General features: G+C 41.6%; 19 protein-coding genes. 9 read left to right on the forward strand and 10 right to left on the reverse strand.

The features are described 5' to 3' along the window. Nucleotides 1–48: 48 nt before the first annotated feature. Nucleotides 49–699, forward strand: a complete 651-nt coding sequence (locus ACULLH_RS11730) for a rhomboid family intramembrane serine protease (protein WP_454088934.1) — start codon at nucleotides 49–51, stop codon at nucleotides 697–699. Nucleotides 700–844: 145 nt separating this feature from the next. Here ACULLH_RS11730 and ACULLH_RS11735 read toward each other — a convergent pair whose 3' ends face one another. Further along, complete coding sequence (locus ACULLH_RS11735; protein ID WP_454088935.1) at nucleotides 845–1954, reverse strand: DUF4369 domain-containing protein; 1110 nt, start codon at nucleotides 1952–1954, stop codon at nucleotides 845–847. A gap of 98 nt (nucleotides 1955–2052) precedes the next feature. Then, nucleotides 2053–2547, reverse strand: a complete 495-nt coding sequence (locus tag ACULLH_RS11740; RefSeq protein WP_454088936.1) for a hypothetical protein — start codon at nucleotides 2545–2547, stop codon at nucleotides 2053–2055. An 86-nt stretch (nucleotides 2548–2633) separates the two neighbouring features. Here ACULLH_RS11740 and ACULLH_RS11745 point away from each other — a divergent pair, with 86 nt between their 5' ends. Continuing rightward, nucleotides 2634–5546, forward strand: coding sequence for an FAD-binding and (Fe-S)-binding domain-containing protein (locus ACULLH_RS11745; protein ID WP_454088937.1), 2913 nt, complete (start codon nucleotides 2634–2636; stop codon nucleotides 5544–5546). Here the strand turns inward: ACULLH_RS11745 and ACULLH_RS11750 are convergent. Next, entirely contained in the window at nucleotides 5517–6485 is a 969-nt protein-coding gene (locus tag ACULLH_RS11750; RefSeq protein WP_454088938.1) for a UDP-2,3-diacylglucosamine diphosphatase, read from the reverse strand. The two genes, ACULLH_RS11745 and ACULLH_RS11750, sit on opposite strands and share 30 nt — an antisense overlap. 192 nt (nucleotides 6486–6677) lie before the next feature. Between ACULLH_RS11750 and aroC the strand changes: the two genes are divergently transcribed. Genes aroC through ACULLH_RS11775 form a run of 5 tightly spaced genes read left to right on the forward strand, consistent with a single transcriptional unit; the run spans nucleotide 6678 to nucleotide 12167 of the window. Next, complete coding sequence (aroC, locus tag ACULLH_RS11755) at nucleotides 6678–7742, forward strand: chorismate synthase (protein ID WP_454088939.1); 1065 nt, start codon at nucleotides 6678–6680, stop codon at nucleotides 7740–7742. A gap of 57 nt (nucleotides 7743–7799) precedes the next feature. Next, the gene (locus ACULLH_RS11760) at nucleotides 7800–9125 is read left to right on the forward strand and encodes a dicarboxylate/amino acid:cation symporter (protein WP_454088940.1); all 1326 of its coding nucleotides are present in this window, start codon (nucleotides 7800–7802) and stop codon (nucleotides 9123–9125) included. 21 nt (nucleotides 9126–9146) lie between these two features. Further along, nucleotides 9147–10178 (forward strand): glutathione synthase, encoded by a 1032-nt coding sequence (gene gshB, locus ACULLH_RS11765; RefSeq protein WP_454088941.1) that lies wholly within the window; start codon nucleotides 9147–9149, stop codon nucleotides 10176–10178. Beyond that, nucleotides 10171–10998 carry an N-formylglutamate amidohydrolase gene (locus ACULLH_RS11770; protein WP_454088942.1) on the forward strand — a complete coding sequence of 276 codons (828 nt, stop codon included), beginning with the start codon at nucleotides 10171–10173 and terminating at the stop codon, nucleotides 10996–10998. The genes gshB and ACULLH_RS11770 overlap by 8 nt, the downstream gene beginning before the upstream one ends. Then, nucleotides 10995–12167 carry a flavohemoglobin expression-modulating QEGLA motif protein gene (locus ACULLH_RS11775; RefSeq protein ID WP_454088943.1) on the forward strand — a complete coding sequence of 391 codons (1173 nt, stop codon included), beginning with the start codon at nucleotides 10995–10997 and terminating at the stop codon, nucleotides 12165–12167. Before ACULLH_RS11770 ends, ACULLH_RS11775 begins: the two co-directional genes overlap by 4 nt. 53 nt (nucleotides 12168–12220) lie before the next feature. Here the strand turns inward: ACULLH_RS11775 and ACULLH_RS11780 are convergent, their stop codons facing one another. From ACULLH_RS11780 to ACULLH_RS11790, 3 genes are all read right to left on the reverse strand, one after another. After that, complete coding sequence (locus ACULLH_RS11780) at nucleotides 12221–13078, reverse strand: hypothetical protein (protein ID WP_454088944.1); 858 nt, start codon at nucleotides 13076–13078, stop codon at nucleotides 12221–12223. A 280-nt stretch (nucleotides 13079–13358) separates the two neighbouring features. Next, nucleotides 13359–13703, reverse strand: coding sequence for a DUF4139 domain-containing protein (locus ACULLH_RS11785; protein WP_454088945.1), 345 nt, complete (start codon nucleotides 13701–13703; stop codon nucleotides 13359–13361). 96 nt (nucleotides 13704–13799) lie between these two features. Continuing rightward, the gene (locus tag ACULLH_RS11790) at nucleotides 13800–15434 is read right to left on the reverse strand and encodes a mucoidy inhibitor MuiA family protein (RefSeq protein ID WP_454088946.1); all 1635 of its coding nucleotides are present in this window, start codon (nucleotides 15432–15434) and stop codon (nucleotides 13800–13802) included. A gap of 386 nt (nucleotides 15435–15820) precedes the next feature. Here ACULLH_RS11790 and ACULLH_RS11795 point away from each other — a divergent pair, with 386 nt between their 5' ends. Together ACULLH_RS11795 and ACULLH_RS11800 are read left to right on the forward strand one after the other, a co-directional pair. Further along, nucleotides 15821–19402 (forward strand): DUF1592 domain-containing protein, encoded by a 3582-nt coding sequence (locus tag ACULLH_RS11795; protein ID WP_454088947.1) that lies wholly within the window; start codon nucleotides 15821–15823, stop codon nucleotides 19400–19402. A 10-nt stretch (nucleotides 19403–19412) separates the two neighbouring features. Further along, the gene (locus ACULLH_RS11800; protein WP_454088948.1) at nucleotides 19413–20765 is read left to right on the forward strand and encodes a DUF1552 domain-containing protein; all 1353 of its coding nucleotides are present in this window, start codon (nucleotides 19413–19415) and stop codon (nucleotides 20763–20765) included. 215 nt (nucleotides 20766–20980) lie between these two features. Here the strand turns inward: ACULLH_RS11800 and ACULLH_RS11805 are convergent, their stop codons facing one another. The 4 genes from ACULLH_RS11805 to ACULLH_RS11820 form a co-directional block, all read right to left on the reverse strand. Beyond that, nucleotides 20981–22093 carry a DNA alkylation repair protein gene (locus tag ACULLH_RS11805; protein WP_454088949.1) on the reverse strand — a complete coding sequence of 371 codons (1113 nt, stop codon included), beginning with the start codon at nucleotides 22091–22093 and terminating at the stop codon, nucleotides 20981–20983. A 34-nt stretch (nucleotides 22094–22127) separates the two neighbouring features. Continuing rightward, the gene (locus ACULLH_RS11810; RefSeq protein WP_454088950.1) at nucleotides 22128–22724 is read right to left on the reverse strand and encodes an SRPBCC family protein; all 597 of its coding nucleotides are present in this window, start codon (nucleotides 22722–22724) and stop codon (nucleotides 22128–22130) included. 86 nt (nucleotides 22725–22810) lie between these two features. After that, entirely contained in the window at nucleotides 22811–23251 is a 441-nt protein-coding gene (locus tag ACULLH_RS11815) for a thiol-disulfide oxidoreductase DCC family protein (RefSeq protein WP_454088951.1), read from the reverse strand. Between the two features lie 80 nt (nucleotides 23252–23331). Beyond that, nucleotides 23332–23829, reverse strand: a complete 498-nt coding sequence (locus ACULLH_RS11820) for a VOC family protein (protein ID WP_454088952.1) — start codon at nucleotides 23827–23829, stop codon at nucleotides 23332–23334. Nucleotides 23830–23846 lie beyond the last annotated feature (17 nt).

A 23846-nucleotide genomic window follows, 5' to 3' on the forward strand; every position in this document is an offset into this window, starting at 1 on the left:
ATTCTTGTGGGCAAATATAGCTATATTTAGACCCAAATTTTAAGGCTTATGTACAATTTGCATGTTGCGACGATTGCCATTATTGCTGCAAACATACTGGTCTCATTACGAGGCTTTAGCGACACTACTTTTTTTGAACGGTATAAGTTCAGTATTGGCGGAATAAAGGCGGGTCAGCAAGAAAGAACCATTACATCTGGCTTTTTGCATGTTGATATTTCGCATTTGTTCTTCAATATGTTCACCCTTTATTTTTTTGCCAATGTGGTGATCAATGGTTTTAGCGCTTCCAAATTTGTAATTATTTATTTCATAAGTCTTTTGGGAGGAAGTCTATTGGCACTTTTCTTTCATAAAAACGAACCTTATTATAGCGCAGTTGGCGCTAGTGGAGCTGTGACTGGGATTCTGTATGCGGCAATTTTGTTAAACCCAGGAATGCAGTTGGGCATCATGTTCATTCCGATACCGTTGCCTGCCTATGTGTTGGGAATAGCGTATTTGCTCTATTCTATTTACGGAATGAAAAGTAGACTGGGAAATATTGGACATTCCGCCCATTTTGGTGGAGCAATAGGAGGCTATGCCACAACCTTGCTGTTTAAACCTGAACTTTTTGCGACCGATACTTGGATTGTGGTATTGTTGGCGATTCCTATCATCATTCTTTTTGCCCTCGAAAAGATGGGTAAAATATGATGATGTGAAAAACTTCTAAAAGTATAGTTTGCGTCAAACTGAACTTGTTTCAGTTTCCCATGAGCATTGGTTTTCAAATTGTTGAGATTCTGAAATAAATTCAGAATGACGCTTTCATTTTTTTGGACGGCCTCTATCTTTAACCTTAATTCAACAGCTCGGCCACTTTTGCTTCCAAATCCGGACCTCTAAGATCCTTGGCAACGATGACTCCATTTTCATCCAAAAGGAATGCTGCTGGAATTGCATTTATATTATATAGCTGTGCAATCGGGTCTTGAAACCGCTTTAGGTTTGAAATATGGTTCCATTCCAAACCATCGGCCTCTATGGCTTTCTTCCAATCTTCGGCCCTTGCATCAAGAGAAACTCCTATAATATTAAGTCCCTTGTCGTGATACTTGTTATATACCGAAACAATATTTGGGTTCTCCATACGGCATGGTCTGCACCATGCTGCCCAGAAATCAATCAAGGTCACCTTTCCTTTTACCTCACTCAGGGCTAAAGGAGAACCGTCAGGGGTTGGGGCCGAAAACTCAGGGGCCACACCACCTATTTGGGTGGTTTTAAGCTTCTCCAATTGTTCTTGAAGACGTTTGCCCGGCTCTGTTTCTTTGATCTCCGGTGTAAAGGCATCAAAAATTTCCTTTACCTCATCTTCAGATAGGGCTTTCTGAGCCATAAGGTTGCCCAAGATGTGTACGGAAATCAAGGCATTCGGATTTTCCTTTGGAAAACTGATTTGGTAGTTTTTGAATTCTTCTTGAAGCTCAATGAATTCTTCCCGCAACGCGGTTACAGTAGCTGTGTCCCGTTGTTGTGAAGCTGCACTCATGTCATTTCTCATGGAATTGAACCGTTCCTGCAATTTTCGCGTTTCAGCTTGAAAATCCATAAAGATGTCATTTTGAACGGTGCCCTTTACTTTGGCATATCTGAGACTATCTTTTTGAAACTTGATATCTATGTCCCCATTTTCAAGGACAAAAGGAATATTTCCAGGGTTTGCTCCCATAAAAAGATAATGAAGCTTTGGCTCCACTTGCGTGCCAGTAAAACTAAAACTGCCATTGGTAACCGTAGTGGTATCCAATTCAACCAACTGGTTTAGCGAATCGGTCGTCTTAAGAAAAACTTGCGTGCCATCCGCCAATTCTCCAGCAATAGTACCATTCAATGTATAGCCATCTGAACCCGAACCGCATGAGGCCAACAATATCAGAGCAAATACAAATCCAAAAATCTTTTTCATTTTTTGCGTTTTAGAAGCGCTAAGGTATTCATTCCATATGGTATAAAAAAGCCCTTAACTTTTTGGGAAAGCAAAGGGCCTGTATTTGTAAAGGTCATTTAGAACTGGTATCGGATACCCAAGGCAATATCAAAATCAAAGCCATTATCGAATCCGTCATAGCCCAATAACCCTATTTCTGGTCTAAAATCAAGGGATAGTAGCAAGGGAATATCAAAATTATATTCCACCCCGATGTCACCTGCTGCAAAAACAAAAAGGCCATCGTTATCGGCACCGCTAGGGATAGGTTCAAAATCTACACTTCCCAATCCGCCACCGACTCCATAGTACCAATTAAAGTTTCCATCCAGTTGGTGAACCCATTGATAGACACCGGCCAATTTAAATGCGTCAAAATCACGACTGTCGCGCCATCCTAGGTTAAATTCAGCTCGATTATAGCGTCCAATGGATTTTTGATACGAAATTTCGGCTCCGAAGCCGTCACTATCACCCAATCGAAGTCCCAATGCATGCTCGGAAATATCCTGTGCACTCATTGCAATTGTTGTGAACAAAAAAACACCAGTAAATAATGTGGTAATCTTCATAAGTCTCTCGTTTAGTTAAAAATTAAAGATAGCTTTGCAAAGCTTCTTGACAATAAACTATTTTGACGACCAAAAATTGTTCCATTGTGGATAAATCTCTTTTAAAAAAGCTCTCAGAAGAACTACATGGCGAATTATTGACGGACGATTTAAGTAAGGCACTTTACGCCACTGATGCATCCGTATATCGGAAAATCCCAACTGCGGTTGCGTATCCGAAAAACCCTCAGGACATTAAGGTTTTGGTGGCCTTTGCGAATGAAAATAGCATTGGGTTGATTCCCAGGACTGCAGGAACTTCGTTGGCTGGACAATGCGTTGGTGACGGTATTGTGGTGGATGTCTCAAGGCATTTTACGCAGATTTTGGAGTTGGATGAAAAGAAGAAGCAAATCAAGATTCAACCAGGAGTTGTCCGGGATGAGCTCAACCAATATTTAAAACCATATGGTCTTTTCTTTGGACCGAATACCTCAACTTCCAATAGATGTATGATCGGCGGAATGGTGGGAAACAATTCTTCCGGAACCACCTCGATTCAATACGGGGTGACCCGGGATAAAGTGGTTTCGATGAACTGCATTCTTTCGGACGGTAGTGAAGCCCATTTTGGAGATGTAAAGGAGGATACCTTTTCCTCAAAAAAGAGTGAAACTTCGCTCGAAGGAAAAATCTATGCCGATTTGGAAAAAGAGCTTTCCAATCAGGAGATAGTGGAAAACATCAATGCAGAATTTCCAAAGGCTAGCATCCACAGAAGAAATACGGGTTATGCAGTTGATGAACTTTTGAAGAATTCCATTTTCGGTACAACAGCTGTCGATTTCAACCTCAGCAAACTCCTTTCTGGAAGCGAAGGTACATTGGCATTTACCACGGAGGTCACCTTGCAATTGGATGACCTTCCCCCGCCATTATCTGCAATGGTCGCCACACATTACATGACCCTCGAGGATTGTTTGAGCGATGTCGCTCCGGTGATGCAGCATAATTTGCATACCTGCGAGATGATGGACAAGGTGATTTTGGACTGCACAAAGAATAATCGAGCACAATTGGCCAATCGCTTTTTTGTGGATGGCGACCCTGCCGGGATTTTGATGTTGGAAGTGAAGGCACACACGGAAGAGGATTTGGACAAACAGTTGAACGAACTGCTCGAAACCATAAAAGCATCCGGTTTGAGCTATGCAAATCCCGTTTTGAAGGGCGACGATATCAACAAGGCCATCGAACTGCGAAAAGCTGGTTTGGGTCTTTTGGGGAATATGGTAGGGGACAGAAAAGCTGTTGCTTGCATCGAGGACACCGCGGTGGCTTTGGAAGACTTGAAAGATTTTATCATGGAATTTTCCGAAATCATGAAAGGGTATGGACAAGATGCGGTCTACTACGCCCACGCAGGAGCTGGGGAATTGCATCTAAGACCTATCTTAAACTTGAAAAAGTCCGATGATGTGGTGTTGTTCCGTGCCATCACTACCGATGTGGCCAAGCTGACCAAGAAATACAAGGGTAGTTTTAGTGGCGAACATGGCGATGGTATTGTAAGGGCGGAATTTATCCCTTTAATGATTGGTGATGCCAATTACAAATTGCTCAAACGGGTAAAAGCCATTTTTGACCCCAAAAATATTTTTAACCCAGGGAAGATCGTGGATGCATTTCCTATGGATGAGTCCCTACGGTATGAAATTGACAGAAATGAGCCTGAGGTAAAGACCTTGATGGATTTTTCGGATAGTGAAGGAATCCTAAAGGCAGCCGAAAAATGTAATGGAAGTGGCGATTGTAGAAAAAGCCACAACATGTCCGGAGGGATGTGTCCCAGTTATCACGCTACCAAAAATGAAAGGGATACAACCCGGGGTAGGGCCAATGCTCTACGTGAGTTTTTGACCAATTCAGAAAAACCCAATCGATTTGACCAAAAAGAACTGAAAGAGGTGTTTGACCTTTGTTTGAGCTGCAAGGCCTGCGCAAGCGAATGTCCCAGTAATGTGGATGTCGCTACGCTAAAAGCTGAGTTTTTGTATCAATATCAAGAATCAAACGGATACCCTTTAAGAAGTAAGTTGTTTGCCCATAACACAAGATTGAACAAGTTGGGCAGTAAAGTTTCCGGGTTGACCAACGCGGTCTATAAATCCAAGGTTCTTGGTGGTTGGCTTAAATCAGCTTCGGGTGTGGCACAAGAACGAAGTCTACCCGAGGTCCATAATTTTGATTTTGGAAAATACCTAAAAAAGTTTCAGGCAACATCATCTGATTTGTCCAAAAAGGTTGTTTTATATATTGATGAATTTACCCAGTATTTGGATATTGAGGTTGGCCAAGATGCCATAGTCTTACTTTGTAAACTTGGGTATGATGTGCAGCTGTTCTATGCTGAAAGCGGGCGGACCTATCTCTCCAAAGGCTTTTTAAAACAGGCGCAAAAGTTAGCCGCTTCGAACATTTCAAAACTTGAGGGGATCTTGAAGCAAAATATTCCGATAGTGGGGCTTGAACCTTCTGCAGTACTTTCTTTTCGGGATGAATACAAACGCCTTTCCAACGATAAAGAAAAAGCTGAGCAATTGGCTTCAAGCTCATTTTTAATCGAAGAATTTTTGGCTTCGGAAATAGAAAAAGGGCATATCACTTCGGAAAGTTTTACTGAAGATGAGCAGCAAGTCAAGATTCATAATCATTGCCACCAAAAGGCATTGTCAAACCAGAAAGTGACTTTCGACATCTTGAATTTACCCAAGAACTACAAGGTTTCCATTATTCCTTCAGGTTGTTGTGGAATGGCGGGGTCTTTTGGTTATGAGAAAGAACATTACCAGACAAGTATGCAAGTAGGGGAGTTGAAATTGTTCCCGTCAGTAAGGAAGAGTTCAGAAAAAACCATCATTTCCGCTAACGGTACAAGCTGTCGACATCAAATTAAGGATGGTACTGATAGGGATGCGCAGCATCCTGTGTCAATTTTGCGCAGGGCCTTGGTTGTCTAAATCTTGTTCGTCTATTAGTTCTTCGGTTTCCAACTCAAGTTTGTTCTTGGCATTGGATTCTTCGACATCGAGTAGTTTGGTGTGTTCTTCGATGATTTCTTCGGTCTCCGGTTCAAGGTCTACATCGGTAATGGAAGCGATGAGTTCGTTCATGTCCATTTCCTTTAAATCCTCATCAACAAAGAAGGGAGACAATCTATCATGGTTGTAATGATAGATTTTCCAACGCTTAAAGGAATACTCCAGTGCGGTAAGATTTTCGACCCAATCGCCTGAATTTAAATAGGTACAACTTCCATTTTTATTTTCGTAGCGCTCCTTTTTAGGTTGATGTATATGACCGCAAATCACATAGTCGTAGCCATTTTCAATAGCAAGGTCACCGGCCGTCTTTTCAAAATTGTTGATGTACTTGACCGCGCTTTTCACACCATTTTTGATGCGTTTGGAAAGTGAGTAACGTTCCCTTCCCATTTTGGCCAAACACCAATTGACGAAACTGTTTATTAAGATAAGGAGGTCATAGCCATAACTGCCCAGTTTGGCCAACCACTTGGCATTTTGAATGGAAACATCGAACACATCCCCATGGAAAATCCATGCTTTTTTACCATCCAGATTGAGAACCAACTTATCAACTATCTTAAAATTTCCCATTGAAGTATCACTAAACTTACGAAGCATTTCATCGTGATTACCAGTGATATAGAAAACTTCAGTACCTTTCGAAGCCATTCCGATGATTTTCTTGAGAACCTTTAAATGGGATGATGGAAAGTACCGTTTGCTAAACTGCCAGATATCAATGATATCACCGTTAAGAATCAGCTTTTTGGGCTGTATGCTATTGAGATAGGCGATGAGTTCGTCGGCATGGCAACCGTACGTTCCTAGATGGACATCCGAAATTACCGCCAATTCTATCTTCCTTTTTTTCAATACGTTGGGTTTGACTGCAAAATAAGTGCGTAGGAATAAACTGAAAATCAAATTCAAATCATCAATTCCTAAGCTTACGGTTAAAAAATCATCATCACAGATCATTTTATGTTACATTAACATTAAATGGCAAGGTTGTTTTTGAAAACCATATTTAACATCTACCTTTGAAGTCTACAGAATACGTATTGAATGGCCGGAAATACTTTTGGACAACTTTTTAAGCTTACATCTTTTGGGGAATCACATGGCAAAGCTCTGGGCGGCGTTATTGATGGATGTCCAGCGGGGCTGGAATTGGACATGGAAAAAATCCAATTGGATTTAAATCGTAGGAAACCTGGCCAATCCGCTATTGTCACCCAACGAAAAGAACCGGATACTGTTGAATTTTATTCGGGCATTTTTGAAGGTAAGACCACGGGAACCCCAATCGGGTTCGCCATTCACAATACAAATCAGAAGTCCAAGGACTATTCCCATATCAAAGATTCGTACAGACCTTCCCATGCGGACTACGTCTATGATAAAAAGTATGGTTTTAGGGATTACCGTGGGGGCGGTAGAAGTTCTGCCCGGGAAACGGCAAGTAGGGTAGTGGCCGGAGCCATTGCAAAGCAATTTCTTGGAGATGTAAAAATCAATGCATTTGTTTCCCAAGTGGGGGATTTGAAACTGGAAAAGGAATATCAAGAGCTTGATTTTTCCAAAATTGAATCCAACCCGGTACGCTGTCCGGATACGGATACAGCTGAAAGAATGGAAGCCTATATCAAATCCATCAAAAAAGAGGGAGACACCATTGGCGGGGTGATCACTTGTGTGATTCAAAATGTACCCATCGGTCTTGGAGAGCCTGTTTTTGACAAATTACATGCTGAATTGGGCAAGGCCATGTTGTCTATCAATGCCGTAAAGGGCTTCGAATATGGCAGCGGCTTTGAAGGCGTCAAAATGAAAGGTAGCGAGCACAACGATTCCTATAACAGCGATGGTACCACAAGCACGAATCGAAGCGGAGGCGTTCAGGGAGGTATCAGCAACGGAATGGATATTTATTTCAACATCGCCTTTAAACCTGTGGCGACAGTGCTGCAGGCCTATGAAACCATCAATAAGGAAGGGGAAAAGGTAACTACCCAAGGTAAAGGAAGGCACGACCCATGTGTTGTTCCCAGAGCGGTACCTATTGTAGAGGCAATGGCCGCACTTGTATTGGCTGATTACACCCTTTTGGCGCGTACCAATAAAATCTAACGGGCGGATAAGGGTTTTTCCGATCAAAATAGTATCTTACTTTCCTAAAAACATCGTATGCGTAAACTCGAACTGCACTGGCAGATCCTAATCGGGATGCTGTTGGGAATAGTGTTTGGATTTGTAATGATTCAAATTGATTGGGGAAAAGATTTTGTCTCCGACTGGATCCAACCACTGGGAACCATCTTCGTAAAACTTCTTAAACTTATTGCAATCCCCTTGATCATAGCCTCATTGGTAAAAGGGATATCTGACTTAAAAGACATTTCCAAATTTCGGAACATAGGTGTCAGAACCATTGGGATTTATATTCTGACCACAGTGGTTGCGATTACCATAGGGTTGGTTTTGGTGAATATTTTGAAGCCCGGTGATGGGATTTCAGAGGAAACCGTGGCCAAAATGACCGAAACCTACGCATCTTCCGAAGGAGTAACCTCCAAAATGGACGAAGCCATGAACCAAAAGGAGAGTGGACCGCTTCAATTTTTGGTCGATATGGTACCCGACAATGCTTTGGCAGCAATGAGTGACAATGGCTTGATGCTACAGGTGATATTTTTTACAATCTTCTTAGGTATCTCTATGTTGCTCATCGGGGAGAAAAGGGCCAAACCGCTAAAGGATTTCTTCGATTCCTTAAATGATGTAGTGCTCAAAATGGTCGATTTGATTATGCTTTCCGCACCCTATGCGGTCTTTGCACTGTTGGCAAGTGTTGTGGTTTCATCAAGTGACCCTGATTTGTTGGTAGCGCTGCTAAAATATACCGGAGTTGTAGTCGGAGGACTTTTATTGATGGTAGTTTTTTACACTATTGTGGTTTCGACCTTTACCAAAAAGAACCCATTTTGGTTTTTGAAGGAAATCAGTCCGGCGCAGTTACTTGCCTTTTCTACCAGTTCCAGTGCGGCCACGCTTCCTGTTACCATGGAAAGAGTCGAAGAGCATATCGGAGTGGATAAAGAGGTGTCGAGTTTTGTATTGCCCGTGGGGGCGACCATCAATATGGATGGAACCAGTCTCTATCAAGGAGTGGCAGCCGTGTTTATTGCCCAAGCATTGGGATTTGATCTCTCTTTTGGAGATCAGTTGACCATTGTGTTGACGGCTCTATTGGCTTCCATTGGATCTGCCGCTGTACCAGGTGCAGGAATGGTTATGCTCGTCATTGTGTTGGAGGCCATTGGTTTTCCAGCAGATAAATTGGCCATTGGTTTGGCCTTGATTTTTGCGGTGGACAGACCTTTGGATATGTGCAGAACAGTTGTCAATGTAACTGGCGATGCAACAGTTTCCATGATTGTGGCAAAATCCGTAGGTAAGCTAGGGAAACCCAATGTCAAGGAATGGGACGACCATTTGGATGAAGTTAGATAAGCAACCAAAAAAGTATACGCTATGAACATTTGCTTTTTAATGTACCCTTGGGAGGAAATCCAACCAGAAAACGATACAAGTCTCGCATTGATTCATGAATGTGTTAAGCGAAACCACGGGGTAGCTCTGTGCACACCGGCAAACCTGACAATTCGAAACAGTGTGACCAGTGCTTTCTGCACGGTGATCAATCGCATGGAGAAAGTTTCCAGCAGTCTGAAGACTTTCTATAAGCAGGCCTCCTTACGGGAAGAAATGCTCCCTCTAGCCGGGTTTGATGTCATTTTTATGCGTGCAAACCCACCCTTGGATCCAATAATGCTCAATTTTTTGGATTCCGTTAAAGACGATGTATTTATTGTGAATTCCTTACAGGGACTACGGGAAGCAAACAACAAATTATATACGGCAGCTTTTGGGGATAGTCATAGCAATATTATCCCCGTGACCCATGTTTCAAAAAACAAAAGATACCTGGTTCAGCAGATCAAAGAATCTTCCGCCGACAAGATGATTTTGAAACCACTAAATGGTTTTGGAGGTTCAGGAGTGATTCTTATAGAAAAATCTGCCATGTCCAATATAAAATCCCTGCTGGATTTTTACGTAACCAATGCCGATGGTTCCTCGAACTATGTAATCCTCCAGGAATATATTGAAGGTGCGGATCAAGGAGATGTGCGAATCCTGTTGTTGAATGGTGAACCGATTGGGGCTATGCGGAGAATTCCGGGATCCGATGACCATCGTTCCAACGTGTCGGCTGGGGGCTCTGTAGCGAAGCATTCATTGACAAAACAAGAAAAGGCCCTGTGCAAGCAAATTGGCCCAAAACTGGTCAAGGATGGACTCTACTTTGTAGGGATTGATGTCATTGGTGGAAAATTGGTGGAAGTCAATGTAATGTCACCAGGAGGCATCACCTATATCAACAAAGTATACAAGACAAAGGCCCAATGCAAGGTTATCGATTTTATTGAGAGTAAAGTGGTGGATAAGTTGCAGGCTTTTGATAGAAGATCCAGATTGCGAAGTGAAGTTGAAAATGCGTAGATGTAGCATTGATGATATTATCGGATTGATCGAAGAGGAAACCTGTTTTGAAGCTGTTTCTGAAGATTATTCCTTTACCTTGAAGATTGAAGCTTACGTTCCTTACGTGTGCGGAGCGGTACACGATGGGCATCAGTTTAGAAAATCCCTTTGGGACAATTGCATTCACACCGAGTACGAAAGATGGTATGAAGAAGATCCTTGCACCAAACAAATTGTGCAAAGTTTTCCGATAGTGATAGCCGGATGTGATAGCAGATTTGAATACGATTTGAATCGACCTCCGGAAACCGCCATCTTTGATACCGCATGGGGCAAGCAACTTTGGGAAAAAGCTTTACCGGAAAAAGAAAAACAGCATAGCCTAAACAAACACGAAAATTTCTATAGGGTTGTTCAAACCTTGATAGCAAAGTTGGAATCGAAATTTCAAAACGTGATTGTTTTTGATATGCACAGTTACAATTGGAAGCGATGGGATAGGGAAGTACCCGTTTGGAATCTGGGAACCTCAAATATCGACAATGCAAGGTTCGGAGTTTTGGTTGAAAGTTGGAGAGCGATGTTGGAAAGTATTAGATTGCCGCATGGTATAGCAACAACTTCAAGAATCAACGATACTTTTCAAGGGAATGGTCATTTCTTAAAATATATTACCAAGAATTTTAAGAATACCTTGGTTTTGGCGACAGAGATTTCCAAAATATACTGCGACGAATTGACGGGGATCATATTTCCTGAAGTGGTTCAATCCGTTGAAGACCAACTAAAGGTTTTGATTCCCAAAATGGTGGATGAATTTGAACGAGCGAAAGCATGATAAGCGCAAAGGAAATACAAGGGCTGGAAAAAGAGTATGGGCATCTGTTCGAGATTGACGCCAATCTTGATCGTTTGGTACGACGAATAGAATTGTTGGGTTATGTAAATCCTTTGAATATTGAAAAGGAAAAGCAACGGTTTTTTGCCTCCAAATTCTCCGTCGAACCTGAATTTAAATACCCAAAGCTCAAATTCGACCCCTATAAGTTACATCGCTTGTTCTTTTCCCAGCGGTTGGAGCGAATTGCAGACGATCAAATTCGGCGATTATATCAAGAGGTGATTTATCACTATTCCAACATGATCCAATGTATAGAGACCATTGGTAAGGGAAAGAAATTTTATTTTAACTCCTTGCGGGTTTATGGAACCCCAACGGAAAGGGATGTGCAAAATGCGCGATTCATTCTTCATTTTGCCGACGAGCCAGCTTCTTCAGATATGGAGAAAGTATTTTCGCCCGAAGAAGCCTGTGATTATTTTGAGGATTTTTCCAAACGATATGACTTCCCCTTAAATGTTCGGTTTTCGAAAAATATGGCTGCAGAGGCCATGGTCAGCAACAGTGAACAGGCATTGTTGATCAAAAAGAATGTCAAGTTTAGCAAAAATCAACTCCTGACCCTGGCCAATCACGAGATTGGCGTGCATTTGGTCACTACCTATAATGGTTTGCTACAGCCCCTAAAGATATTTTCAAATGGTTTGCCAAAGAATGTGGAAACCCAAGAAGGTTTGGCCGTATTTAGTGAGTACATGGGAGGCGCGTTGACTTTAAAACGCTTAAAAGAACTTGCCTATCGTGTCTTGGCAGCGGACAGTTTGATCAAAGGATATTCATTTGCCGATACTTTTGATTTGATTCACGGTCAATACAAATTGAACAAGCATGAGGCATTTGGCATAACACTTCGAGCCCATCGTGGCGGTGGTTTTACAAAGGATCGTTTATACTTAAGCGGATTACGCAAGATTTACAAGCGGTACCAGCGCGAAGAGAGCCTTGATATTTTGTTGTCTGGTAAAGTGGCTTTGGAAGATGAAGAAACCATCAGATACTTGAAAACTTTGGGCCTAGCGCAACCAATAACACACAAGGGACTGTCGTTCAACCAAAAATTGAACACCAATCAGACCTTGGATTTTATTCTGAACAATCTCAAATAGTACAAAAAAACAAAGACGGTAAACCTATTCGATGCCTACCGTCTTTAAAGGTTTTATAGGTTACCTGAAGTTAAAACCTGGTTCAATACGTATTGCACCGCTGTTTTCCAAACCTCTGGGTTGCTATTGGCAACAGAAGATGAAAACGTTCGTTCATCCGAGAACTTCGTGGAGTATTTTTCATCGGCCAATCCACCATACAATACTAATTCAATGTCGTAGCGAAGACCAGATTCCACTTCTGTAATTTGTGCCTCTTCAAAGAAGCCTGATTTTTTGGACTCTTTCGCGACACTTTTTTCATTGACCTCCATGAGCACCACATATTCCGCTCTAAGCACATTCTGCAACCTGTTCACAGGAGTATCTGAAAGTTGTGAAAACCTAATCCCTGCGTCGACCAATGCCTTTATGGTTGCGGACATATCCTGCACATTAATGGGAAGGGATTGATTCTGTCTGGCGAGATAATCTGTGGCAAACTTTGTCATCTGACCAGATAAATCTTTATCATAAGTACCATTTTTAAAGAAGCTCAAAGGGATAACGGCTAATCTATTCTCTTCGAAATTAGGGCCGAGATAAATTTCCTCTTTGGGTATCGTTGTCACATTTTCCTCAGTAGTTGAGGTCGATGGTAGGGGAGGTGCAACAGTTACATCCGAAGTGGCCGCTCCACCAAAACTTTGGGTCCTTCCGCTGGAGAACACAATTTTTTGGAGATTGCTTGCATCCAATTCGTTGACCAGCGTTTCTCCGGGATAACTGAAACTGATGGTGGATTTGGTAACCTTCACCACCTTTCCTTGAATGATGTCACCTGATTTGGTGAATAAAATGTCGTTGTTGCCCTGTTGGGCGAATACCACTACAGAGAGTGATAGGAGTAAGGGTAAAATTAACTTTTTCATTTTCAATTTTTGATTTTTGTTAGCAATAGGAGCCAAAGGCAAAAGACACGCCATGGATATGTATGACCATAGGTTTCCAAAAAATATTTGGAAAGTCAAACCATGGATAAAAGCTCAAAGAAATTGAGTAGGTTCCTTAAAGAAAAATGCCACAAATTCAGTGCCGATCCTGATTTTCAAGGGTTTAGAAAATGGTAAAGTTTAGTTAATCACTGTATTTTAACAAAGTATACCCCAAAATGACCTATGTTTTATCTTTTTGGGGATACTTATTGAAGTTTTACATCGAAATATATTTTCCTCTGGGGTACTTCACCTGAAAAGAGAAACTTTCCTTTTTGTCCTCTTTACTGGACAATTGTATGTTCCAAGTCAACAAACCGGTTTTCTTGTCGTATTCCGCATTCTGTGGATCAATATCATCAACTTTGATTTCACGGTTTTGGGAAATAGGCACCCTGTCCATTAGTTTTAAATCAATGGGTAAAGTTTTGTTGTTTTTGATCTCCAGGTTATAGGTTCTGTCCAAAATGCGATTGCTTCCGGTAAAGGATTTGCTTTTAAAATTTCGTTGTTGTTTTCGACTGACCGTAATATTTGGATCTATTCCCAAAGAAAGGGTCATTTCTTTTTTTACGGTAAAGGGGTCAATGTTCGTTTTGCCGGCATAACCTCCCTCGTAATAGATATTGGCTTCTCCAGGTAATAGTTGGAATTTTTCTCAATCCTTCAAACTAGCGGTAAGAAACACATTCTCGTTGACCAGCGGAGCGGCAAAATACTCATATTCGGCCGGCAGTTGGAAGGTATTGATCTCAATAGCTGTGATATCACCATCCGAGACTATGGAGTATGGTTTTTTGATGACGAATTTGGTATTGGTCAAATCATCCTGAACACTACTTTTCTTTGTGGTGATTAGGACAATCCCATTTACACCACGGTTACCATAAATAGCTGATGCAGCATCACCCTTCAACACTTCTATGTTTTGAATTTCGTTTTCATCAAGATCACCTTCCATAAACCCAGTTAATGGAACACCATCTACAATATATAATGGAGGCGCTGGTTTAGGGATGCTATTCTGGCCTCTTATGGTAATTCCTGAGGTTTTCCCGTTAAGATTCGATACTCCAACAGAGCTGACAGCATAACCAAGAGCTCTTTTCTCACGCTTTATTCCCATACCAGTCACGACGACTTCGTCCAAAGTAGAGGTGTCTTCCTCCAATTGAATGTTCATCACCGAGGAGTAAATTGGGATTTCTTGAGAGCTAAAGCCAATATAAGAGAAGGAAAGCTCTTTTCCGTTGGTGACATCTAAGATAAAATTCCCATCAAAATCAGTGGTAGTTCCTCGTGAGGTACCTTTTATGACAACATTGGCTCCTGGCAATGGAGCTCCGGATTGATCTACCACCGTTCCGGAAATCTTTCGAACCATCGGATTATAGGCATATCCCTTTTTTTTGGGTGTCGTTTTCGTTCTTTTGGCATAGCGGCTCACAAAGTTGAGATATTTGGTGCCCAAATGGGGCTTACTTACATTGATGTTGGGGTTGCCGGTGGAGAGTGTCACCTTAACATTGTCCCAGTCCTTTCCCGTTTTCTGATAAACGTGGGCTTTATATGCTAAATCGATAGGAGCATTCAGTTTTTTTGATTTGATGTCATAGTTGGGAATCCAACCGGCATCCCGAACCAAATAGGATATGGACAGATTTAGGTTTGTATCTATGGGTGCATCGAAGGTGATGGTGAGTTCACCTTGTTCTTCTTCCGGGGCGTTGTTGATTTCGGCCAGTTGTTTCTGCAGTTTATTGATTTCAAGCTTATGTTCGTTTATTTTGAGATTGGTTCTGAATATTTCATTTCGTATTGCCGTAATTCGCTCTCGATAATACGCACTTACTTCTTTTACCCGATCTAAGTCCAAGGCTTGAAGTCTGTTGTTTATTGATCGGTTCGAGGTAATGACTTTCTCCTCTTCCTCCAGTCCAGCAATGATATTATTGAGCAGGGTAGTCTTATGCTGATGTTCCATAATTTCATCTTCCCACTGCTTCACTCTAGGGTCGCTTTCTATTTGCTCCAAATAATTCAAGTCGTAAGACATGGATAAGATGGAAACCGTTTGCAAACCGGAAATTTGAATACTACTTTCTTCTACTTTTGGTGAGAGCCCGGTGAAAACCAGTTTGTTTTTTCCTTCCTTAAGTTGGCATTCCGCTTTACGATAGATTTGGGCACCACTTAAGTACACTGTAACATCTTTAATTTTGGAAGGGACCTTTGTGTCATTTCCAAGTCCCAATAAAGGACAAAGGATAATTAAGAATATTAGTTTTTTCATGACTGTTGGATTTAAAGTTTGAGTGAACTTAAATCCTTAAATGGCAGATTGAAACTCAAAATGTGTAAACCAAACTAATTGGTCCGTGAACTGGTTTTTTGGGTGAGTAAAGCATTGGGCAAGTATTATGAGGGTGAATTATAATTGAAACTATAGATTAGACAAATATCCTTCCAGAAAATTTGTGAAGATTCAATTATAAGGTCAAAGCACTACGATTTTGCTTAAATTTTAACTTTTTGAAGGCCACGATGCAATTTAAGTATTGAATACTGCAAGTTTTTTGGTAAAGTCCGGAGTTTTATTCAATTAATTTTGTTACATCAACTTGCTTGTAGAGGATGCTATAGGCAAAATTTAAACGATCCTAATAAACTTAATTTTGGATGAAGGGCAATAGCTTAATCTATATTAGTATACTTTCTGTCGTACTCGTTGCGATTCCTTTTATGCCTATTAATGGAGGTGATATGCATTGGTTTTTGGATTTCTTCGGAAAATTCCATCCCATTTTGGTACACCTTCCAATTGGGGCTCTAGTGTGTCTTTTCATCCTTGAGATTGTCATTCCGAAACAGCATATGTCCCATATTCGGGGGGTAGTGCTCAAGTTTGTTGTCATTACTGCAATACCAGCTGTACTGGCCGGAACGTTATTGGCTGCTTCAGGTAGTTATGGAAGCGATGTCTTTGCACTCCATAAGTGGTTTGGGTTGGCCACAGCTTTGCTGAGCATTTGGCTGTACGTCATCTATAAAAGTGACATTGCCAAAAAGATAGGACGTTTTTCTGTTTATCAGGTAGCTCTTTTTGCCAATGTGGTTTTACTTACCGTTGCTGGTCATTATGGTGGCTCCGTAACCCATGGCTCGGACTATTTGACCAAAAATCTTCCAGACGGTATCCGTTCAATTTTTGGGGATGACCCCTATGCATTAAAAGGATTGGTAGCTATGGACAATTCCAAAGTGAACAAGACCTTGAGTGCTTTTGACTATAATGCGGACATTCAACCCGTAATCGAGAAATATTGTGTGCAATGCCATGGACCTGAAGAACAGAAAGCTGGTCTTCGTTTGGATGAAATTAACCCAGATTTGGTGAATGGTCCAGATGCGGCCACATGGCGCGGGATGCTTGATATGATCAATAGTGGTGAAATGCCCCCGGAAGAAGAAGAGCAACTAACCGATGAAGAACGTAGAATGCTTGTGGATTGGGTCACGGCCTCGGTTCAGAATGCCATAAAGATTAAAAAATCCAATCAAACAGCTGTAATCCGAAGATTGACCAAAAAGCAGTACACCAATTCTTTGAATGAGTTGTTGGATGTGACTGTTGATTTTGGCGAGGTATTGCCCGATGATGAAAAATCGGAAATGGGCTTCAGCAACAATGGTCACGAGCTGCAAATTTCTCCTTTGCATATAGAATATTATAAACAAATTGCCCGAGAAGCATTGGACAAGGCTATCGCGCCCCTTGAAAAACCCAAGACTACCCATTACAGGGTCAAATTTGGAAAGGAAATAGGGATGGACCTACCTTCTGCAACGGTTGGCGGTTATCAAAGTGCGCCCATAAGTTCTGATGACATTATTGTTGATATTTTGGACGAAAATGGATTACCTGTTCAACCCAAAGACAGTATTGAAGAGGCACATTATGAAGAGGTCAAGAAGAATATCGGAATAGGAATGCGGGGATCACATTCGGATCGCTACGAAGTCGTGGATAATGGAGTTATTCTTTATTCCGCATTACCGCATAAAGAAGTAAGTCCAAAATCATGGCAGGGACCTTCACCTAATTTAAAACTGTTGGTCAAAGATTACTTTCCTATGGAGGGTGACTTCGAATTTCGGATCAAAGCTTCCAAAGGATATCAGGAACACGTGAAAAAAGAAGGATTGATCAGTCTCCGTAATCCAGTACCGGCGGAGAAGTTGGAAGGTACTATCAATCTTCGTCCCAATTCCTTTACGAACAAGACAAATCTGATTCGCAAGGGAAAGTATTTACTGGCCGAGGACTTAACCAAATATAGTTACACACGTACTACTTTTTTTGCCCCCAAAACAGGATACTACCAGTTTGATTTTACCCATCCCTATGCTGCACTAGATGGTATGCCATCTGTCAATATTCGTATAGATCAATTCCGTTTGCAAGAACGTCTGCATTTGCAAAAACCAGAAGGCGAGCAGTTGGATATGGTAACACCATTGACCTTGGCCTATTTGGAGGAAGGAAAACACAACCTAGAGATCGGTGGACGCTTCTTTGTAGGATTTGGCGAGGTTATCGTAACTCCTTTTCCCGATGATCATTCGGTTGCCATTCAATTGGACAATGAGGAGGAGGAAAGTAGGTTGAAGTATGAGTTGGCATCCCCAATTATGAGGGTTTTTGCGGGTTCACGTACAGATGATGGAATAGACTATAAGAACTTTGATGACTTTAGGAATGTAATTAATTCGGATGCCGAAAGGCAATATATCTTTAAAGGTAGACTGGAAGATTTACCTATTCCAGTAATTGATACTGTGGAAACTGAAATTCTGGCCAATATTATGGGGATGGGAATCTGGAACGATTATCTGGTGAAAGATAACAGGGATTCCGGACCACCGCTTTTGATCCATGAGTTGGCATTTGAAGCACCGTATTATGCTGAATGGCCCCCTAAAAGTCATAGTGCAATATTTTTTGATTCCCCGGATGTTGCCGATAAAGAAAAATATACCGCCCAAGTTTTGGGCAGATTTATGGAAAGGGCTTTCAGACGTCCATTGGAAAAAGAAGAAATTACTCCATATCTAGAATTTTGGAGAGGCATTAAGGACGACTATGAGCGTTATGAGGATAGTATAAAAGAAGTACTTGTTGCTATACTGTGTTCTCCGAGCTTTATCTATTTGGCCGAGCCTGAAGAAGGTACTTCTGACGATGAAAGAGAGTTCTTCTTGGCGTCACGTTTGTCATACTTCCTTTGGGATTCACCACCAGACCAAGAGTTGTTGGCCTTGGCGGATAGAGGGAAACTCCATCGTAAAAAAGAATTGAAAAAACAGGTGCAGCGCATGTTGCAGGACGATAAGATTTGGGAAATGGTTCGCAATTTCTCCAAAGAATGGCTCCGTCTTGACCGACACGAAACCATGAGCACCAATGTGAACGAGTATGAGGCGTACAGCCGATTTGTCAAACGTGATATGGCTGAGGAAACCTATCATTTTGTGCACCATATACTCAATTGTAATATGTATATCGGGAATTTGATAGAATCCGATTTTGCGATGTTGAACCAGAACCTGGCTGAATTTTATGGGATTGAAGATGTAAAAGGAAATCATTTCAGACCGGTTGCTTTGGCGCCTGATTCCAAGAGGGGTGGACTACTCTCGCAAGGCTCCTTTTTAAGTGGACATTCTGATGGAACCCAGGCCCATGCCATAAAACGTGCCGTATGGCTTCGCTCACGAATATTGGGTGACAGACCACCAGATCCGCCACCAAATGTACCGGAGCTGGATCCAGAGACCCCTGGTTTTGAAAAATTGACTTTGAAGGAACAATTGTTTTTACATCGAAATAAAGTTTCGTGCATGGATTGTCACGCGAAGATCGATCCCTATGGAATCGTCTTTGAAAACTACAATGCCGTTGGACTTTTCCAAACCGTGGCAAACAACGGGAATCCTATCGATGTAAAAGCGGAACTACCTGATGGTAAGATAGTTGATGGAATTGACGAAATAAAAGCGTATATTTTAAATGAAAAAATAGACGACTTTACACGCTCATTGGTAAAACATCTATTCTCTTATGCAATTGGACGGGATGTGACCTTTGTTGATGAACCCGAAATTGAATCCATAGTTAGCGCTATTAAGGAAGATGGCTATCGTTTTCAAGCTGTATTTGAACATATTATTACAAGCAAATCGTTTATTGGTGATTTTTAAAGATTAGACTATGGCCCGTAAATCATGGCATTTAGATCGTAGAACATTTCTCAAAGGACTTGGGGTTACTTGTACCATTCCGTATATGGAAGCAATGGGCATGGGAACTATGCTCAAAAGTACCAGCATATCAAGTGAAGCAATGAAAAGGCTTTGCTGCGTATATTTTCCAAATGGTGTCGGACTACCTCCTGTTGAAAGTTCATTTCATAAAAAATGGAGTTGGTTTCCTATGGGAGAAGGTCGGGATTATCAAGTCACACAAACCTTAAAGCCTTTGGTGGAACATCGTGAAAACATGTCTATAATTGGAGGGTTGAGTCATCCGCGAAGCAGGGCTTTGCTGGGTCATTTGGCTGGGGATACCTGGTTAACGGGAGGAGATGTGAGAGGGAGTGCTTACATGAACAGTATTTCCCTTGACCAATTGGTTGCCCAAAAGTTCAGCAGGCATACTAGATATCCATATTTAGCGTTGTCTACAGACGGGGGAATTGGCTACAAATCAAGGGTTTCCACCTTGTCATTTGATCTATCAGGTAAACCAATTCCGTCAGAGCATAGACATCGCGAAATATTTGAAAGATATTTTGCCCCAGGAAGCGGTGGAACTACACAAGCAAGAAGAAAAAGCATTCAACAGGATAAAAAGATTGTGGATTTAATCCTTGAAGATAGCAAGCGACTGCATAAACGTTTGGGGAAGCACGATCAGACCAAAATGGATGAATACATGCATTCCTTAAATTCTGTGGAAGAACAAGTAAAAAGGAATGAGCAGTGGTTGGATATCCCCATGAAGGATTTTGATGCCGGTCATATTGATTTTAACGCGGATGTAAAGGTAGATCCAGAAGCATACATTAAAACTACTTTTGATTTAATGGTGTTAGGTATGGAAGTTGACCTTACTCGTGTTATGACCTATATGATGGCCCGTGAAGACGGCCTAGGATTAGGTGAAAACTTCCCGAAGTTGGCTTTAGGACTTAGTAAGGGACATCACACCATCAGTCATGACCTCAGTACCGGGCATTGGGAAGAGTGGGGTAGATATGATCAGTGGTTGACTAAACAGTTTGCCTATTTCTTAGACCGAATGAAAAACACCCACGACGAGCACGGCTCGCTATTGGATAACACCATGATTCTTTATGGGAGCGCCTGTAGTACGACCCATAATGCGGTTAATTACCCAACGATTTTGGCCGGAGGTGCCAATATGGGCTTGAAGCATGGAACTTATGAGAAGTTTGATGAGGAACCTATGTCAAACCTATTTGTAAATATGCTGAATCGATTGGACATCGAAACGGAAAGCTTCTCGGATAGTACCGGAGAACTTCATTCGAAAGTATTGTAAAAGCAAATAGATTTCTACTCCTCAAAGTGTATTAATGTAGAAGAAAGATAAACTTCTAATTCCTTTCCCTTTATAGGGAAAGGTGTCCCGCCGAAAGCGGGACGGAAAGGGTGTTGTTCAATCCCTTCCGTCTTGATGCGGGCATCAATCCACCTTCCCTTGGCTAAGGGAAGGATTATACTAGATTACCTTTCCGGCTATATATCATATTAAAATTACTTCCCAGAAGTAAGCTGAAAATCCAATTTATCGAACTCCACCCCGTTTACAATAATTGAAACTTGATGCAGTCCGGTATGAAGTTTTCGAGTTGTGATGATTTTGAAGGGTTGTTTTCGTTGAATTTCTGTGGATGAGTCAGCAGCATAATCCTTTTCACTGATCTTGAAGACTTTTTTGGAAAGTGTACCATTCGCTTTTTGATAGTAAAGACCATATTCCAAACGGATTTTGGAACTCTTGCCGTTGACATTGTTCAGTACAAAGGAGAAATTCAAATCCTCACCTATGCTTACGGTCGGGGTTGTTACCTTGAATTTCTCGATTTTGACTTTGTTGACTTTCCCAAACCCGAACAATCGCATCACTTCCGGAACGCCCTGCTTCAACAGAGTTCTACAAGCATGTTTTACTACCCAATCCACTTCTTTGCTTTCTCCTTTCCAGGTTTTGGCCAATTGGATGACGATATCCGGATTGTCCTTGGAAATATCGTTCAGATTGTTGGCTACACTGCGCCGAACGGATTCAGATACATCCGATTTAAGGCGTTCAAGTATGGGCAGTATGGGTGAGGGGTCTTTTTTAAGGTCAGGTAAAGCCATGGCCCACGGCAGTCGTGGTCTGTAACCTTCGGACGCCAATCGCCGCACCATTGGGTGTTCGTGATGCGACCAAGCTTCCATTTGTTGCTTCATTTTCTCAGGATGATTTATGATAAAAGGTCTAACGGCAAACTCGCAGCTAACAAATTTGGTGATCTCGCCAAACGCCTCCATAGAAACAGCATAATCATCAATTCCATAAATTTCCACAAAGTCCGGTAAGAAGATAAACTCCAGATTGTCCGATCTAAAATCGTTTTCTTTTAAAACAGGAATAAGCTTCAACAGTATGGCCACATTCGTATTCAAGTCTTCCGTTAGATGATTCTTGAGCGCGTGGGTTATATGTCGCATCCGCTCCTTTAACTCCTTATTGTCCCATTCATCATCATAAATCTCTTTTAAAAAGGATGTCTTGTCAAATGCTGGAAACACTTCTTGTACGCAGTGCGTAAACCGGTCAAAAAAAGTTGAATTGTAGATGTTTTTAAATAATTCTGCCACTGTTCATTAAAATTTAAAGAGGTGATAGCTTTGATCAAAACTGTTGCACATAACTCTCAACGATTCGTCCACCAAAGGTTTTGATGAGATTATTGGCGATGTCCTCATTAAGTGCCAATCTAAACCCTTCAATGTTCATTTTAAGGGTTTCCATGTCATCTGAATCAAAATGCTGACTCCATCGAAACAAGGTATTATTGCCTTTGCTTTCCAAAGTCAAGATGCCCAGCGAATTTTTTAGGCCGAAAGTATTCGGCTCCTCAGCAATCGACGCCAGACCGACGTTGGGCTTGTACCATTTCATGATTTCGGCATGGGTGGTTTCAGGCATACCTGCTTCCATAGGTAAAAAAGTGCAAGTAAAGCCTAGACACTGGTCAAAAGTATCGTATTGTGCGTCCACTTTCTTAAGTCCACTGCTGTATTCTGGCATACGTTCCAGTCTCCCGACCAGTGCCCAAACCTCTGAAGCGGTGGCGTTGAGTTCAAGTGTAATACTATTTCTTAAGGGACTGGAAACAAAGTCGGAAGCTGAAGGGAACTGAATGTCCTGTCCTGAATTTTGCCCATAACCGATTAACGCATGACCCAATGCCAAGCAGATAGTGGGAATTGATTTGTTTACTCTCATCGTAGATTGTTTTATTTGAAAGCAAAACTAGAACTGCGTTGTGACAACCCTATGTCAGTGGGGGTAAAAAAAATATTGGGAGATGATTATCCCAAGAACTTGGCATGTATTTCTGGGGTTGGAATCATGCAGGCATCTTTACGGCCGAACCATTTATAACGATTTTTGGCAACGAGGTTATAAATGGCATCTCGAAAGACTTTGGGGATCCAGGTAAAGAACACCATACCTTTCCAAAGTCCACCAAAATCCTGTGCAATTCGCAAAGCTGCATCCGATTTAGTGAAATAGGCCACACCGGGCTCGATAAGGATAATGGAATCAACTTTGGAAGTGTCGATGGCGCGTTCTGCTATCAGCCTTTCTCCAATTTCACTCTGCAAAGGGGCATAACGGAAACTATCTTTTTTATCACGTTTAATGATGAACTGCACCGCTCCGTTGCAGAGGTTGCAGACCCCATCAAACAGGATAAGTTTTTTGCCATCTAACTTGTTTCCACTGCTGTTGGAACTGACCTTTTCCATAACACAAAGATACGGAGCTTAGGACTGAAAGCCTAGTCTAAACAGATAGTGGTTTTGTCAAACAATTCCCTATAGAAAAGTCAATTTGGAGAGTGTAGTCCCATTTTATTGCCTTCCGAATCCAGAAACAAAGCGAAATACCCGATTTCGTCGGCATGGGGTGTTTTTCGAACAATGATTTCTCCTCCATTGGGCTCAATCTTGTCAAGAATGGTCTGAAGGTTATCGCCACCATTTAGGTAAATCGTAACGCCATCTGCAGACGGTTGAAATCCTTCGCCTTTAAAAATAACACCTGTAACCAGTTGGTCCTCGTAGGGTAATATGCCCATTTCCATACCGGGCATTTCCATTTTTTCAATAGAAATATCCAAAATGTCTTGATAAAATTCAATGGCCCTTGAAATGTCCGTAGCCGGAATTTCAAAAATTGAAACATAACTGTTCATGTCTTTTACGCTTTGATTTATGGTTGAATCTACCTCTTGCTTTTCCGGTTCAGGCTTGGTTTTGGCATTGCAAGCCATAAATGCAATGATTAGTATGACTGCGGAAAGGCTGAGTACTCTTTGTTTCATGTTTTTGGATTAACCGT

It is taken from the genome of Flagellimonas sp. 2504JD4-2 (assembly GCF_053642935.1).

What these genes read in the sequence shown, in the direction of transcription:
- ACULLH_RS11730 (WP_454088934.1), top strand. Translation starts at nt 49, where the DNA reads ATGTACAATTTGCATGTTGCGACGATTGCCATTATTGCTGCAAACATA.
- ACULLH_RS11735 (WP_454088935.1), bottom strand. Translation starts at nt 1,954, where the DNA reads ATGAAAAAGATTTTTGGATTTGTATTTGCTCTGATATTGTTGGCCTCA.
- ACULLH_RS11740 (WP_454088936.1), bottom strand. Translation starts at nt 2,547, where the DNA reads ATGAAGATTACCACATTATTTACTGGTGTTTTTTTGTTCACAACAATT.
- aroC (WP_454088939.1), top strand. Translation starts at nt 6,678, where the DNA reads ATGGCCGGAAATACTTTTGGACAACTTTTTAAGCTTACATCTTTTGGG.
- ACULLH_RS11760 (WP_454088940.1), top strand. Translation starts at nt 7,800, where the DNA reads ATGCGTAAACTCGAACTGCACTGGCAGATCCTAATCGGGATGCTGTTG.
- gshB (WP_454088941.1), top strand. Translation starts at nt 9,147, where the DNA reads ATGAACATTTGCTTTTTAATGTACCCTTGGGAGGAAATCCAACCAGAA.
- ACULLH_RS11770 (WP_454088942.1), top strand. Translation starts at nt 10,171, where the DNA reads ATGCGTAGATGTAGCATTGATGATATTATCGGATTGATCGAAGAGGAA.
- ACULLH_RS11775 (WP_454088943.1), top strand. Translation starts at nt 10,995, where the DNA reads ATGATAAGCGCAAAGGAAATACAAGGGCTGGAAAAAGAGTATGGGCAT.
- ACULLH_RS11780 (WP_454088944.1), bottom strand. Translation starts at nt 13,078, where the DNA reads ATGAAAAAGTTAATTTTACCCTTACTCCTATCACTCTCTGTAGTGGTA.
- ACULLH_RS11785 (WP_454088945.1), bottom strand. Translation starts at nt 13,703, where the DNA reads ATGACCCTTTCTTTGGGAATAGATCCAAATATTACGGTCAGTCGAAAA.
- ACULLH_RS11790 (WP_454088946.1), bottom strand. Translation starts at nt 15,434, where the DNA reads ATGAAAAAACTAATATTCTTAATTATCCTTTGTCCTTTATTGGGACTT.
- ACULLH_RS11795 (WP_454088947.1), top strand. Translation starts at nt 15,821, where the DNA reads ATGAAGGGCAATAGCTTAATCTATATTAGTATACTTTCTGTCGTACTC.
- ACULLH_RS11800 (WP_454088948.1), top strand. Translation starts at nt 19,413, where the DNA reads ATGGCCCGTAAATCATGGCATTTAGATCGTAGAACATTTCTCAAAGGA.
- ACULLH_RS11810 (WP_454088950.1), bottom strand. Translation starts at nt 22,724, where the DNA reads ATGAGAGTAAACAAATCAATTCCCACTATCTGCTTGGCATTGGGTCAT.
- ACULLH_RS11815 (WP_454088951.1), bottom strand. Translation starts at nt 23,251, where the DNA reads ATGGAAAAGGTCAGTTCCAACAGCAGTGGAAACAAGTTAGATGGCAAA.
- ACULLH_RS11820 (WP_454088952.1), bottom strand. Translation starts at nt 23,829, where the DNA reads ATGAAACAAAGAGTACTCAGCCTTTCCGCAGTCATACTAATCATTGCA.